Genomic DNA, 14,732 nt, shown 5'->3' with positions numbered 1-14,732 from the left:
TGCGACGTGCGTGCGGCGGTCGGGCGCCACGTGGTCGCTGACCGCGACGGAAGGACCGCTGCGCACCTGCGGCGCGGACGTGCGGACCGCCGGCCGGGGATGGAGGAGGCGACGAGGACCGATGCTAACGGCGTCACCCGCACCGCAGTAGTACGCGACCGGGTGAGAGAGGCGACACGCCGGGAGCGGTGCCGCCGGTCGGGCTCTGACCTGGGGTAATGCGGCCGGCCAGCGCGAGACTCCCGCTCCGGGGCGACGAGATGCCCGCCGCGGTGCCGCCGGCACGGCCGGGCGCATTTGACCGGGTCGGAGGCGGCAGCGTAACGTGATCCAGCCTTTCAACGGCTCCGTCCGGCGCGCCCTGACGCCTTCGCACGTGCACCTGCGTGCGTTCCCTGGAGCGGTGGAACGCGGCACCAGGACCTGGTCGCGCGACTGCGCGCGATCGCTACGACAAACGTGTGGAGAACGTCGTGACCAAGCGCACCTTCCAGCCGAACAACCGGCGCCGGGCCAAGACCCACGGCTTCCGTCTGCGCATGCGCACGCGCGCCGGTCGCGCCATCCTCGCGGCACGCCGCCGCAAGGGGCGCACCGAGCTCTCGGCCTGACGCCCGTCCCGGTGCTCCCCGCTGCGCACCGGCTGCGCCGATCTGCCGACTTCCAGCAGACGGTGCGCCGGGGCGCGCGCGGAGGCCGCGACACCCTCGTCGTGCACCTCACGACCGCGACCGACCCCGGCCCGCCGGCGGTCGGTCTCGTCGTGTCCAGGGCGGTGGGGAACGCGGTGACCCGCAACCGGGTCAAGCGCCGGCTGCGTGCGCTGGTGGCAGCACGGCTCGACGCGATGCCCGCGGGTGCACTGCTCGTGGTCCGGGCGCAGCCGGCGGCGGCGTCGGCGTCGTCCGACGAGCTCGCGCGTGACCTCGACGGTGCGGTCGAGGCGGCCGGTCGGCGCCTGGCGCGTCGACGCGACACCTAGGTCGTCCCATGACTCCTGTGTCGATGTGGGGGCGTGTCCGCCGGCTTCCCACGCTCGCCCTGCTCGGTCTGCTGTGGCTGTACCAGCGCCTGATCTCCCCGTGGACACCCCCGACCTGCCGCTTCTACCCGTCGTGCTCGCAGTACGCCGTGGTCGCGGTCCGTCGGCACGGCGCCCTGCGCGGCGGCTGGCTCGCCGCCCGCCGCGTGGCGCGCTGCCACCCCTGGAACCCCGGCGGCGTCGACGACGTTCCCCCGTCACGCGACGCGCACCATTCTCACGACGCGGCCCCGGCCGCGCACTGACGCTCTCGAGGAGCACTGCTTCATGGACTGGATGGACGGCCTGCTGTTTCCCCTGATGGTCGTGGTCGCCTGGATCATGGTCAGGTTCCACGAGCTGCTGACCTGGGCAGGGCTCGACCCGGCGAGCGGCGCGGCGTGGGCCCTGTCGATCGTCGGGCTCGTCATCGTCATGCGCATCCTGCTGATCCCGCTCTTCTTCAAGCAGATCAAGGCGTCGCGCGGCATGCAGATGGTGCAGCCCGAGATGCAGGCGCTGCAGAAGAAGTACAAGGGCAAGAGCGACCCCGCGTCCCGCGAGGCGATGAGCCGCGAGATGATGGAGCTCTACCGCAAGCACGGGACCAACCCGTTTGCGTCCTGCCTGCCGATCCTGCTGCAGTCACCGATCTTCTTCGCGCTCTTCCGCGTGCTGTACGAGCTGCCGCGGCTCGCCGAGGGCACGTACTCACGCGCCGACTCCATCGGGCCGATGACCCAGGAGCTCGCCGCTCAGGCCGAGGCGGCGTCGATCTGGGGTGCGCCCCTGTCGGGGACCTTCCTGCAGGCCGACGGCAACTGGCACATCCAGGTGGTGACGGTCGTCCTGATCGTCGCGATGTCGGTCACGACGTTCACCACGCAGCGCCAGCTCACGATGAAGAACATGCCGCCGGCGGCGCTGCAGGGCCCGATGGCGCAGCAGCAGAAAATCCTGCTCTACATGCTCCCGCTGATCTTCGCGTTCTCGGGCGTCAACTTCCCGATCGGTGTGCTCCTGTACTGGACCACGACGAACCTGTGGTCGATGGGCCAGCAGTTCTACACGATCCGTCGGATGCCGGTTCCCGGGTCGGAGGCGGAGAAGGCGTTCCTCGCGCGCAAGGCGCGCAAGGCAGCCGCCCGCGGCGAGGTCGCCGAGGAGACCGCCGCGACGGCGCTCATCGAGGAGAAGCCGCGCGGTCAGCGGCAGCAGCCCAAGCGCAAGGACCGGAACAAGCCGCGGACGCCGGGGGACGGGTCCGGTGCGACGACGTCGGACGCAGGTCCCACTGACGCGGGTGTCACAGACGCACCGGTGACAGACGCGCCGGTCACGGACGCGCCGGCCACGGGCACAGGGACGAGCGACGCGGTCGTCACCGATGCACCCGTGGTCCCTGGCCCGAAGAAGAAGCGCAAGGGGTCGTCTCCTCGGACGTCCGACGGCTCCACCGGATCCTGACCACCGCCGCACGCATGCCCGGAGTGGGGCGCGTGCAGGCGTGACATCGCTGAACGGAGAAGAGATGGCTACATCTGAGCCCGGTACCGCAGCTGACGGCGAGACCGTCACCCGCCTCGAGGAGGAGGGCGAGATCGCCGCGGACTACCTCGAGGAGTTCCTCGACATCGCCGACCTCGACGGTGACATCGACATCGACGTCGACCACGGACGTGCGGCGGTCGAGATCGTCGCGGAGGACGTCAATGACGACTCGCTGCGCCGGCTGGTCGGGAACGAGGGTCAGGTGCTGGACGCGCTCCAGGAGCTGACCCGCCTCGCGGTCCAGACCAAGACGGGGGAGCGCAGCCGACTGATGCTTGACATCGCCGGCTACCGCGCCACTCGTCGCGCCGAGCTCGTCGAGATCGCACGCGAGGCGATCGAGCTCGTGAGGTCGGCGGGTGCACCTGTCACGCTCGACCCGATGAACCCGTTCGAGCGCAAGGTGGTGCACGACGCTGTCGCCGAGGCCGGCCTCGTGAGCGACTCCGAAGGTGTGGAGCCGGAGCGGCGCGTCGTGATCCGCGCGGTCTGAGGACGCGTCAGCAGACGGCACGGCGAAGGGCGGATGGCATGGAGCCATCCGCCCTTTGCTGTGCCCTGCGCCGGACGTTTCACGTGGAACTTCAGGGTTGGGTGGGGTCGTAGGACAGGCCGGTGACGTCTCGTCGGTCGGGGACCCCGGGGGCTCCTCCCGGAGGGAGGTCGTCGCTTGCAGGGAGCCTGGACCTAGCCGTGGTTGTCGCCCACAGGTTGCGCGGCGGGTCGATCCGCTCGGGACGACACGGGTGGCGCGGGTGGGCAGGAGCGCGGGTCTCATGGATGCCGGCCGGTGAGGTCGTCGGGCCAGGCATGCATGTGTCGCCCGTTCCGCGGGGAGAAGCGGGCAGGAGCGGTGGCGCGGCCATCGAGCAGTGCAGCGTCGCAAGGGGAGCGCCGGGACGGCGGAGCGGATGCGGCGAGCACGAGGACTGGGGTCTGCGAGCAACGACGCGAAGAGGGCGGGAGTCTTGAGGTGGGGTGCGCTGAGCGCCTGAGGGCCGGAGTGGTGAAGCTGAGAAGTCCAGCGCGGTGACCAGGGAGAAGCGCGGGCGAGAAGGAGCGGGGCGGACGGAGCAGCTCGAGCCGCCTCGGCCGCGTCGGCAGCGTTCCACGTGAAACAAGCGTGCGGAAACGACTTGCTCACCGGTGTGCGCCATGGCTTCGTCGCGCTCGCCCGTAGTCGCCCGGGTAGAGAGCCCGCTGAACGGCCGAAGTGCGGACAGCCCCGACCGGGCCGCCGGGCGTCAGCGGCCGTGCTGTTTCACGTGAAACACGGTCGGCGGGTGGTGCGGTCTGTCGGGATCTGGGTCCGCGTGTACGCGAGCGATCCAGAGATGATCGCGGTCGGCGCAGTGACAGGAACGGCGGGACGCCTGCGGAAGACCTCGGGCTGTCACCACGTGGCACATGCGGGGCGCGATAGGAGGGCTTGTCGCTGCCTGCGGCAACGTCCTCGGCGCACCGTTTCACGTGGAACACCGCCATGCGATGGTCGCTCGAGCGTGATCGGCGCCGAAACGCCGGGCGACCGCCTGCGTACCCGCCGGCCCGAGCCGGCGCGGCCCACACTCTCGACGCCGGCGGTCAGAAGCCACTCCTAGCACTCGGCCTCCAGCACCCGGCTCCCAGCACCTGGCAACCGGGCACCCAACGTCTTGCGTCCAGCACCTGGTAACCGGGCACCCAGCGCCCTGCGTCCAGCACCTGGCAACCGGGCACCCAGCGCCCTGCGTCCAGCACCTGGCGCCTTGTGCATCGCGAGGGGTTCCCGGAGGCGGACCGGATCGCAGCGAGCAGACTGCTGCCTTCGATGCCCAAAGCCGGCCTCCAGCGTCCGCGTCGTCTTCGTCGCCCCCGGGCCACTGACCCGCTCTACGCAGAATGTCGCGCGCGGTGCGAAGCTGTGGAGAACGAGACGCAGGAGGACCGCTCTGCACCGAACGCGCGCTCCGTCGGGCTGCGACGCGCGGCGTCGAGTGCAACTGCGAGTCGTAGCCCGCCTGCCGCGCGGTTCTCAGAAGAGTGCGGTCGACTCGCCCTCGGACGCGATCGTCGTCTCGGCGCGATGGTGGCGTGGGGCCGTGCGGGTCCCCGGGCACAGGGTTGCTGGCTCCGTGGTCATTCTCCTCGAAGATGCCGTCCTGGAGACGGATCGAAGTGAATGCGCAGGTCACAGCCCTGAGGGCACGCCCGCGGGCGCGGGTCCTGTCCGGCCGCGACGATCCTGGTCTGGGAGATCGCACCCGCTTGCGAAGAGAGCGGGCGCCGCGCAGGTCACCCGACGAGATGAGGCCGACCCCAGCCGTGAGGGCGACTACGGGCGCCTGACCCGTCCGGTCATGGGTAGGTGGGCTCCCTCGGTGGCCGACCGTCGAGCTGCTCCATGAGTCGAGGTGTGGTGGGCGAGGTCAGTCGCCGCGACTGGGCTCCGTTCCGTGGCCGCCGAACTTCTCGGTCGAGGGTCGCGCTGTGGGCGCGGGCGGGCTGCCTGACGGAGGGGCCCTTGGTGGGGGTGGCTGGCGGTGGTGCCCGTTGAGGGGTCGAGGCGTGCGTATGGACCGCTGGTCGGCGGTGGTGGCCCTCGTCGGCGATGGTGGCCCTGTGGGGCCGGTGCTTGCGCCGGTGCCTCGGTGTCGCGTCGCCGTTCGTGCGTGCCAGCTGGATGGCGGTGGTCACCCGGCGGAGGGCGGGCATTCGTGACCGTCCTCCCGCCGCCATGCGCGCGGGATCAGTGTCGGACGGCCGGCGGTGGAGGCAGGGATCTCCCGACGCGCAGAGATGCGGGTCGTCCGCGCGATTGGCGTCCAGTGGTGGGGTTCCGAGCGGTGGTCCTTCGAGAGAGCGCTGGTCACGGTACGCGCGCTCGTCCGCGACGCCTGGAAGAGGGTCCTTCGGGGAGGTCCGCGACTCGTGACAGGGGAGACCTACCCGGCAGGAAGCCCGCCAACGAGGTGCGCTCCGTATGCCCACCTCGTGGTCTACCCGCCGCGACCCTTGTGCGCTCCACCGACTACCGCCGGGTGCGCTATCTCGCTCGGCTGCATGCGCGGCCCCTCGACCGCCGGTCACTCCTCGGAGGCGACGCTCGAAGGCAGGTGCGAACGCGGCCCGACGATCTCGCTCTCCGGGGGTGGCCCCGGCCGCAGCGGGTGTGATCCCCGACGGAGCGTCATAGGTGGGCGTTCTCGAGCGCCTCTCGCGTGTGGATCGCGGGCCAGGGGAGGGACGCTGCTGCGACCTGTGCCCACATGGGCCTCGATCCCGGCGAGCGAGGACACCGGGGACGCGCGGACCGCAGTATGCAGACCGCGAAGTCGCGCCGTTTCACGTGAAACGAGCGCGGCATCGAGGCGCCGTCCTGCGAGGGGACGGTCACGACGGCCGCGCGCTCGTGCGAGTGGGACGGCCGAGGGGGCCGGCGCCCCGAACACGCAGGTTCGCTCAGCGTGCCTAGGTGGAGTCGTCGGCATGGGGGCGCACGACTGCACCACCGGCAGGCGCATGTGAGTGCGGCTACGACGTCGTGTGCACCGACGCCCGCACCCGAGTCGGGCGGCGCGATCCGTTCGAGCAACGCGCTGGACGTGCTATTCATCCCCGGCACACCTGTGCGGATGGGCGCTCGGTCAGCGGTCCCGGCAGGGGCATCACGCCAGGCGTCGTCCCGATGCGCTCGCGCAGGTCGGTCGCGAGCCGGCCGAGCCTTTGTCCGGCGACGGCGACCGCCTCACCGATCGACTACTGCGTGACGTGCTTCGCGGCCTACGCTCGTGTCGTGCCCCTTGTCCGAGCCCTCGCCCTCGCGGTGATCCGCCGGCCGGGCACATCCCAGATCTTCGTCGACGAGGTGGTCGAGCCCACCACGGGACTCACCTTCCACCGGCCGGCTGGTGGGGGGATCGAGTTCGGCGAGGCGGCGTCACAGACCGTGGTCCGGGAGCTGCAGGAGGAGTACGGACTCGCCATCACGGTCGGCCGACAGCTCGGGGTGCTGGAGAACCTGTTCACCTACGACGGGCGACCGGGCCATGAGATCGTCCTGGTGTTCGAGGCCGAGCTGGCTCACGCGGGTGACTACGCGGCGGAGCGACGACCGTGTCTCGACCAGCCTCTCGTCACGGGCGTGTGGCGTTCCCTCTCCGAGGATGCGGTCCCCCTCTACCCGGACGGCCTCGCCGCTCTGATCGGACCGGTCGCCACCGGACGCATCGCGAGACACCCCTGAGAGGTGCCGCAGAGACGGCATGAGTCTCGAGGCCTCGGGCGGAATCGCACGCAAGACGCGGCCAGGACCGGACTGCGCCGGCGCGGACGGGAGATCGCGTTGCTCGTAGTTCGCGGAGCGGCACCCAAGAGCTCGACGGCGGCGGACGACGGACCGATGACGCCAGCCGCACAGTGAGGTCGGCCAGGGGACAGGTGGTGACACACCGGGCACGTCCAACGGGCGGGTGAGCGCTCCCGACGAGGGACCGGCGGGGTAGCGTAGGCGCGCGACGATCCGGCTCACGGATCGTCGCGTGTTTCACGTGGAACGGGGAGCCGACGGGTGCCTGACCTGCCGCGCGCAGACATCGCGAGCGATCTCCTGCTCGACCCCTGGGAGGGAGATCCCCGGCTCGCGGCGTTCTTCGGGGGTGCCTGGGACGCGGTGGAGATGTTCCACCGGCTGCTGGTGGACGAGGGCGAGCTCCGTGGTCTCGTCGGGCCGCGCGAGGTCGGCCGACTCTGGGAGCGGCATCTCCTCAACTCCGCCGCGGTCGTCCCCTTCCTCCCGGAGACCGGGCTGATCGTCGACGTCGGATCGGGAGCGGGGTTGCCTGGCATCGTCATCGCCGCGATGCGACCCCGCGCCGAGGTCGTCCTCGTGGAGCCCATGGAGCGACGGGTGGCCTGGCTGCACGATGCAGTGGAGCGCACCGGGCTCACGAACGTCGAGGTCAGGCGCGCGCGAGCGCAGGAGCTCGACGGCGCGCTCGAGGCAGACGCCGTCACCGCACGAGCGGTGGCTCCGCTCGAGAAGCTGTACCGCTGGACGGCACCCCTGGTGCGTGACGGCGGCTCGGTGCTGGCGATGAAGGGTGCGCGAGCGGCCGAGGAGCTGGCGGCTGCCGCGCAGGTGATGAGGTCGGTCGGCCTGATCGACGGTCAGGTGCACGAGGCGTCGACGATTGACGGAACCGAACCCACGCGGGTCGTGTCTGCCGTACGAGGAAGGAGCCCGCGTGTTCGGTAGGAAGAAGCGCCGAGAGGAACGAGAGGCGGCCGAGCGCGCAGCAGCAGCGCCGGCACCGCCGCCAAGCCCAGGCGAGGCGGTGGGCAGCCCGCAAGTTCCAGCTCACGAGGTCGGGCCACAGAGCCTCGGCGTCCTCGGCGGTCCGCTGCCGAGCGCCGGCCCGGCGTGGGTTCCGGCGGGGGCGCAGCCTGTCGCTGACGCACCAGGCCGCCCAACCGACGCGGCCACCGTCACCGAACCGCACCGCACCGGCGGAGCAGCCACCCCGGGATCCTCCCAGGCGGTGCCCCCCGCGTCCGCACCTCGCTGGACGTCGGAGGACCTGGCAGGCAACGCCGCTCCGTCGGCAAACGGCTCGGGCCCGAGCGCCCGCCCGGCATCCGACGGACGCCCGGCGGATGCGGCCAGCGGGACCAGCCCGAGCGACGCGCCGGCGCCGGTTACCCAGCAAGGGAGCGCGGCCGTCTCGGCGTCCGCCCCCGTTTCACGTGAAACCGCAGCGGCTCCGGTGATGGCGAGCGGGCGACAGGAGGGCACGACGTCGGCGCCCACCGCGCCCGTTTCACGTGAAACGCCATCGCGCGACGCCGATGCCGCTGGGCGGGTCACCGCGACCTCCGCGGACCACCCCGGGTCGTCGACCGGTTCTCCCTCTCAGGGCGCAAACCCCGCCGTCGTCGCTCCTGCCGCCGTGGAGACGATCGCGCCGGAGCCCGAGAGTGACACTCGGCCCCGGAGGGCGGGACGCCCGCAGCCCGTCTCGGTCGCGGACATGGGCGCGGCCTACCCCTGGCAGACGACACCGCCGGCTACGGCCGCATCGGACACTCCCGCTCACGCCACTGCAGCGGATGACGCGCCCCCGGCCGTCGCCCCCGCGTCCGCCGACGCCGCGCTGGACACCACCGCGCTGGCTGCCGCCGCGCCCAACGCGCCCGCGCTCACCGCGCCCGCGCCCAACGTCCCCGCTTCCAACGCCCTTACGCCTGATGCCCCGACTGCCGGCCCCGCGACCATTGCTCCCGCGACTACTGGCCCTGCGACTACTGGACCTGCGACTACTGCCCCCGCGCCGGAGGCGTCCGGCGCGACAAGGGAGCAGGCCGTGGCGACGGCCCCTCCGGCGGGCCCCCCGGTCGGGCCGGCCGCAGACGGTCGCGCGCTGACCAGCAACGACGCCCCACTCCCAGCGGTGGACGACGAGAGAGGCACAGTGGAAGACCTGCCTGGCGCACTGCGTCCCGACGCGGCGCATGAGCGCACCACGACCGCTGCTCCTGACTCCGAGGAGGCGCATCGTGCCGCCCTCGTCGACAGCCTCCCGCGACCCTCGGCCGACACGCCTCTCCTGGCCGAGATCCAGCTCGACGCACGTCGGCGCATCGAGCTCCGCGGACGCAAGTTCCCACGGCCTGAGCGGACCCGTGTCATCACCGTCGCGAACCAGAAGGGCGGCGTCGGCAAGACCACGACCACCGTCAACCTGGCGGCGGCCCTCGCGCAGGCGGGGTTGCAGGTGCTCGTCCTGGACAACGATCCCCAGGGCAACGCGTCGACGGCGCTGGGGGTGGATCACCGGGCGGGGACACCCTCGATCTACGAGGTGCTCGTCGACTCCGCGCCCATGCACGAGGCCGTGCAGGAGAGCCCGGACGTCCCGGGCCTGTGGTGCCTGCCGGCCACCATCGACCTGTCGGGCGCCGAGATCGAGCTGGTGTCGATGGTGGCGCGGGAGACGCGCCTCCGGACCGCCCTCGACGCCTACATGGAGTGGCGGATCGCGCAGGGGATGGACCAGCTCGACTACGTCTTCGTCGACTGCCCGCCGAGCCTGGGGCTCCTCACGGTCAACGCCTTCGTCGTCGCCCGTGAGGTGCTGATCCCGATCCAGTGCGAGTACTACGCGCTCGAGGGTCTCTCCCAGCTCCTCAAGACGATCGAGCTGATCCAGGCGCACCTGAACCCTCGGCTCGCGGTGTCGACGATCCTGCTGACCATGTACGACGCACGGACCAACCTCGCGCAGCAGGTGGCGCAGGAGGTCCGCACGCACTTCCCGGAGCGGACGCTGCGTACCACGGTGCCCCGCTCGGTGCGGATCTCCGAGGCGCCGAGCTACGGGCAGACGGTCATGACCTACGACGGCGGCTCGTCGGGTGCGCTGGCGTACCTCGAGGCCGCACGTGAGCTGGCCGAGCGCGCCGTTCCCGGCGCCACCGACATCCCCGCCGGCGTACCGGGCGGCCCTGCACAGGAGGACAAGTGAGCGAGAAGCGTCGCGGTCTGGGCCGCGGTCTGGGAGCACTCATCCCGACCGGGCTCGACACCCCGCGCAGCACCGGAGACCGACCGGTCGACGTGTTCTTCCCCGACACCGTCAAGGCCGAGGCGGACGCGGAGGCGGCGGCTGTCGCCGCAGCGGAGGCGGCGCTGGCCGGTGGCCCGGCAGCAGCGCCCCCGGCGGACGGGCAGGACTCGACGCCGTCGACCGACGCGCCGCCCGAGTCGACGGACACGCCCACGGGTGTCGCAGCAGCCACGGCAGTCCCCGACACCGCGGACGACACCGGGCTGCTCCCGGTGCCCGGCGCGCGCTTCGCCGAGCTGCCCGTCGGCTCGATCCGTCCGAACCCGCGCCAGCCCCGCCACGTCTTCGACGAGGACGCGCTGGCCGAGCTGGTCGGCTCGATCCGCGAGATCGGCGTGCTGCAGCCGGTCGTCGTCCGTGCGGCGGAGGACGGCTACGAGCTGATCATGGGGGAGCGCCGCTGGCGCGCCACCCAGGAGGCGGGGCTCGCGACGATCCCCGCCATCGTGCGCGAGACCGACGACGCGGACCTGCTGCGGGACGCGCTCCTGGAGAACCTGCACCGTGCGGAGCTCAACCCGCTCGAGGAGGCGGCCGCGTACCAGCAGCTGCTCGACGACTTCGGGTGCACGCACGAGCAGCTCGCGGCCCGGATCCACCGGTCCCGCCCTCAGATCTCCAACACGCTGCGCCTGCTGCGCCTGCCTCCGCTGGTGCAGCGTCGGCTCGCCGCCGGCGTGCTGTCGGCGGGTCACGCGCGTGCGCTGCTCGGCCTCAGCGACGGCGCCGCGATCGAGCGACTGGCGCAGCGCGTGGTCTCCGAGGGCCTGTCGGTCCGGGCGGTCGAGGAGATCGTGTCGCTCGGCGGCGACGAGAGCGCGCCGACGCGGCGGCAGCGTCCGCGGGCAGGGGTCCGCAACGAGGCGCTGGACGAGCTCGCCTCGCGCCTGTCGGACCGGTTCGAGACGCGCGTCAAGGTCGACCTCGGCAAGACGCGGGGCAAGCTGACGGTCGAGTTCGCGTCGGTCCAGGACCTCAACCGCATCCTCGGGGCGCTCGCCCCGGAGGACCCGGGCGTCCTGAAGAACTGACAGCACGACCCCGCCGCGACGTCCGCGGCGGGGTCGTGTGGTCCAGAGGATGAGCAGTGTCCGCCCTGGTCAGGCCCCTCAACCGGCTCGAACGTACAGACGTGGGTGGCGCCGACGTACATCCGACTGCGCGACCACGCTGCTGAGCGCACTCAGGCCTGCGCGGCGAGCAGCTCCTCGACAGCTGCCTTGAGCACGGCCTTGGGCCGAGCCCCCACGAGGCTGTTCTCCATCTCGCCGCCCGTGAAGAAGGCGATGAAGGGGATGGACTGGACCTTGAAGTCCTCGCTGAGCCCCGGGTTCTCGTCCGCGTTCACCTTGACGACCTTCAGGCGACCCGCGTACTCCTCGGACAGCTCGTCGAGGACCGGCGACACGAGGCGGCAGGGGCCGCACCACGGCGCCCAGAAGTCCACGACGACGGGGACGTCGCTGCGCAGGACCTCCGCCTCGAAGGTCAGGTCCGTGACGTCGACGGTGCTCACACCAGCTCCTCGTGGGGGACGGGACCGACGGATCCGTCGGCCGGGACGATCGGGTCGGCGACATCCGTCAACGACGCGAGGAAGTGCTGCGCGTCGAGGGCCGCAGCGCACCCCGAGCCGGCCGCCGTGATGGCCTGCCGGTAGGTGTGGTCCACGAGGTCGCCGCACGCGAAGACGCCGGTGAGGTTGGTCCGCGTGGACCGCCCCTCGACCTGGACGTAACCGTTCTCGTCGAGGTCGACCTGGCCGATCAGCAGTTCCGAGCGCGGCACGTGACCGATCGCGACGAACAGCCCGCCGGCGTCGACGTCGCGGGTCTCACCCGTGACGGTGTCGCGCAGCGTGACCCCGGTGACCTTGGACTCGCCCAGGATCGCGACGACCTCGGAGTTCCACGCGAACGAGATCTTCGGGTCGGCGGCCGCGCGGTCGGCCATGATCTTCGACGCCCGCAGCTCGTCGCGACGGTGGATCATCGTGACGGTCTTGCCGAAGCGCGACAGGAACGTCGCCTCCTCGACCGCGGAGTCGCCGCCGCCCACGACGAGGATGTCCTGGTCGCGGAAGAAGAAGCCGTCGCACGTCGCGCACCACGACACGCCGCGGCCCGACAGTCTCTTCTCGTCCGGCAGACCGAGCTCGCGGTACGCCGAGCCGGTCGCGAGGATCACGGAGCGGGCGCGGAACACGTCGCCGCTGCCGGTCGTGACGACCTTGACGTCCCCCGTCAGGTCGAGCGACGTCGCGTCGTCCCACAGCACCTGGGCGCCGAACTTCTCGGCCTGCTTCTGCATGGAGTCCATGAGCTCGGGGCCCTGGATCCCGTCGGGGAAACCAGGGAAGTTCTCGACCTCGGTGGTGTTCATCAGGGCGCCGCCCGCGGTCACGGAGCCGGCGAGGACGACGGGCGCGAGCCCGGCCCGCGCGGCGTAGATCGCGGCGGTGTACCCGGCCGGCCCGGACCCCACGACGACGAGGTCGTGCACGTCGGTCGGGGTGGGCTGCACGGCGGAGTCGGTCACGGTGTGCCTCGCTGAGTCGGTCGGCGTCGCCGGTGGGCGACAGGGGCGCAGGGCGGACCTGCTGCTGGCTCGTCCAACCGATCGTAGGGCGCTTCTGTTCCCGTCGTGCACCCGTCCTCGGGCGTTCCCCCGGCGTTCCGCGGACGTTCGCCGGGTGCTCGGCTCAGGAGACCTCGATCTCCGTGATCTCGAGCCGGAACTGGCCCGCCGCGTTGGTCGGCAGCTCCGTGAACCACACGACGAGGGTCGACGTGCGTACCGGGGCGGCGAACGTCAGGGCGGTCTCCTGGCCGAGCGTCGACGAGGCCAGCAGGTCGCCCTGCGTCGGCGCGACGCCGGTCGTGGCGCGCACCTCGGCGTTGCCGCCGGTGCCGTTGACCCGCAGCGTCACGCCGCTGACCTCGGTCTCGGCGGCCAGCGTCAGCTCGAGGGCGATGCCCTCCTTCAACCCCCCGAAGTCCGGGCGGTTGTAGGTGTAGGAGAACCAGAACGTCGCCGGGTCGCCGTCGATCGCGAGCTCGACGTTCTCGACCCGCTCGCCCGCGGGGTCCGTCGGGTCGAACGTCAGGATCGACGCGATCGCCGGGGGCGTACCGCCGGCGGGCGCCTCGGGCTCCTCCGCGGCCGGCGGCTCCGGTGCCGTGTCGTCCGTCGCGGCAGGCTCCTCCTCGACGGTGGTCTGCTCGGCGCCGGGCTCACGCTCGCCGACGGGCGAGGTGAACAACGCCCGCGCCGCGAACACGAGCCCGATGAGCACGGCGATGCCGACGAGCACGAGGATCAGCGCGGTCGGGTCGAACCGTCGGCGCGTCTCCTCCTCCTCCTCGACGAACGCGAAGGGGTCGTCGGTGAAGCCGACGCCGTCGTCCCACGGCTCGGGCTCGGGGTCGTACGGCAGGGGCGGGAGCGTCGTGGGCAGGGCGGGCGGCGGGGGCGACCCGGCCCCGGCGGCGGCGCCCGACATGGCGGCGGCACTCACGGCGGCGCCGGCTGCCGGCATCACGCCGGGGCGCTCACCGCCCCGGGCCGCCGCACCGGTGCCGTTGCGCGCGGGCGGCGCGGGCGGGGGCGTACCAGGGCGCGTGGCGCCGGACGGCAGCTCGTCGAACGCCGAGCGCACCGACTGCCGAGCGACGCGGACGGGCGCGGTCGGCTCCTCGGGCTCGAGGTCCCGGAAGGCCGGGACCGCGGCGACGGCGGGTCGACCGTCGGGGTCGTCGGCCGAGCGGCCCACCCGGATCTCACCCCACGGCTCCAGCTCGTGCACCAGGTCGCCCGGGGTGTGCGGGCCGTCGTCGTGCGGACCGAACGTCACCGCGCACAGCGTGTCGAGGTCGTTCGGGACGTCCGCGACGAGCTCGCCGGGCGGGACGGGGATACCGTCGAGCACGGGCGCGGGCGGCACGGTCGTGGTGCGCGCGTCGTCCCGGGCGGCAGGCCAACGACCGGTCAGACCCGTGTACAGCAGCCGGACGAGGTCGACGGTGTCCGTGCGGCTCGTCGCGCGGGAGTCCCCGTGGCCGCTGCCGAGCAGCGCCGCGTCGATGGCGAGACCCGAGACGAGGACGCGACCGTCGGCGGACACGTGCACGACCGACGGCCGCAGGGCCAGGTGGTGCACCCCGCGGCGGCGCGCGACCTCGAGCGCCGACGCGGCCTCGCCGACCACCGCGCGCGCCTGGTCGGGCGTGAGCGCGCCACGCTCGACGAGCTGGGCGAGGGACGCGCCGGTGATCTGCTCGGACACCACGTACCCGACGCCCTCGTGCATGCCGACGTCGAGGACGCGCACCAGGCGGGCGTCGGTGACGAGCGCGGCACGACGGGCCGCGTCGAGCGCGGGCGCGACGGCGCCGGACTGCAGCACGCGCACCCGCACGGGGCGGTCGAGGATCTGGTCCGTGGCGCGCCAGACGGAGACGCCCGCGAGGTCCGACGGCAACGCGTCGACCACCCGGTAACGCCCCGCGAGCACCGTGCCCCGGCCGACCTCTTCCGTCACAGTGCCTCCTCCGACC

The 14,732-nt window shown here is 72.4% G+C and carries 12 protein-coding genes; 9 read left to right on the top strand and 3 right to left on the bottom strand.

The window, feature by feature from the left end:
• Nucleotides 1–473 precede the first annotated feature (473 nt).
• From rpmH to OKX07_RS20320, 9 genes are all read left to right on the top strand, one after another.
• Nucleotides 474–611 carry a 50S ribosomal protein L34 gene (rpmH, locus tag OKX07_RS20360; protein WP_191783193.1) on the top strand — a complete coding sequence of 46 codons (138 nt, stop codon included), beginning with the start codon at nt 474–476 and terminating at the stop codon, nt 609–611.
• Nucleotides 612–622: 11 nt separating this feature from the next.
• Nucleotides 623–982, top strand: a complete 360-nt coding sequence (rnpA, locus tag OKX07_RS20355; protein ID WP_265629819.1) for a ribonuclease P protein component — start codon at nt 623–625, stop codon at nt 980–982.
• A gap of 8 nt (nt 983–990) precedes the next feature.
• Complete coding sequence (gene yidD / locus OKX07_RS20350; protein WP_265629818.1) at nt 991–1,287, top strand: membrane protein insertion efficiency factor YidD; 297 nt, start codon at nt 991–993, stop codon at nt 1,285–1,287.
• 22 nt (nt 1,288–1,309) lie between these two features.
• Nucleotides 1,310–2,488, top strand: a complete 1,179-nt coding sequence (gene yidC, locus OKX07_RS20345; protein ID WP_265629817.1) for a membrane protein insertase YidC — start codon at nt 1,310–1,312, stop codon at nt 2,486–2,488.
• A 64-nt stretch (nt 2,489–2,552) separates the two neighbouring features.
• The gene (locus tag OKX07_RS20340) at nt 2,553–3,065 is read left to right on the top strand and encodes a protein jag (RefSeq protein WP_265629816.1); all 513 of its coding nucleotides are present in this window, start codon (nt 2,553–2,555) and stop codon (nt 3,063–3,065) included.
• A gap of 3,252 nt (nt 3,066–6,317) precedes the next feature.
• Nucleotides 6,318–6,797 (top strand): NUDIX hydrolase, encoded by a 480-nt coding sequence (locus tag OKX07_RS20335; protein ID WP_265629815.1) that lies wholly within the window; start codon nt 6,318–6,320, stop codon nt 6,795–6,797.
• A gap of 324 nt (nt 6,798–7,121) precedes the next feature.
• Nucleotides 7,122–7,808: a 16S rRNA (guanine(527)-N(7))-methyltransferase RsmG gene (gene rsmG / locus OKX07_RS20330; protein WP_265629814.1), complete on the top strand. Its 687-nt coding sequence runs from the start codon at nt 7,122–7,124 to the stop codon at nt 7,806–7,808.
• A gap of 1,213 nt (nt 7,809–9,021) precedes the next feature.
• Entirely contained in the window at nt 9,022–10,074 is a 1,053-nt protein-coding gene (locus OKX07_RS20325) for a ParA family protein (RefSeq protein WP_416220805.1), read from the top strand.
• Nucleotides 10,071–11,207 (top strand): ParB/RepB/Spo0J family partition protein, encoded by a 1,137-nt coding sequence (locus OKX07_RS20320; protein ID WP_265629813.1) that lies wholly within the window; start codon nt 10,071–10,073, stop codon nt 11,205–11,207. Before OKX07_RS20325 ends, OKX07_RS20320 begins: the two co-directional genes overlap by 4 nt.
• Nucleotides 11,208–11,359: 152 nt before the next feature.
• Here the strand turns inward: OKX07_RS20320 and trxA are convergent, their stop codons facing one another.
• The 3 genes from trxA to OKX07_RS20305 form a co-directional block, all read right to left on the bottom strand.
• Complete coding sequence (gene trxA / locus OKX07_RS20315; protein WP_265629812.1) at nt 11,360–11,692, bottom strand: thioredoxin; 333 nt, start codon at nt 11,690–11,692, stop codon at nt 11,360–11,362.
• A complete protein-coding gene (gene trxB / locus OKX07_RS20310) occupies nt 11,689–12,714 on the bottom strand; it encodes a thioredoxin-disulfide reductase (protein WP_265629811.1) in 1,026 nt (341 codons plus the stop codon). Before trxB ends, trxA begins: the two co-directional genes overlap by 4 nt.
• A gap of 163 nt (nt 12,715–12,877) precedes the next feature.
• Nucleotides 12,878–14,716: a protein kinase family protein gene (locus OKX07_RS20305; RefSeq protein WP_265629810.1), complete on the bottom strand. Its 1,839-nt coding sequence runs from the start codon at nt 14,714–14,716 to the stop codon at nt 12,878–12,880.
• Nucleotides 14,717–14,732: the final 16 nt, after the last annotated feature.

The organism is Cellulomonas sp. S1-8 (genome assembly GCF_026184235.1).
In the GTDB taxonomy this organism is placed as follows: domain Bacteria; phylum Actinomycetota; class Actinomycetes; order Actinomycetales; family Cellulomonadaceae; genus Cellulomonas.
This window is presented reverse-complemented; position numbering and strand designations above follow the sequence as displayed.

Excerpts from the sequence above, each read along its gene's own strand:
- yidD (WP_265629818.1), top strand. The coding sequence starts at position 991 with ATGACTCCTGTGTCGATGTGGGGGCGTGTCCGCCGGCTTCCCACGCTC.
- yidC (WP_265629817.1), top strand. The coding sequence starts at position 1,310 with ATGGACTGGATGGACGGCCTGCTGTTTCCCCTGATGGTCGTGGTCGCC.
- OKX07_RS20340 (WP_265629816.1), top strand. The coding sequence starts at position 2,553 with ATGGCTACATCTGAGCCCGGTACCGCAGCTGACGGCGAGACCGTCACC.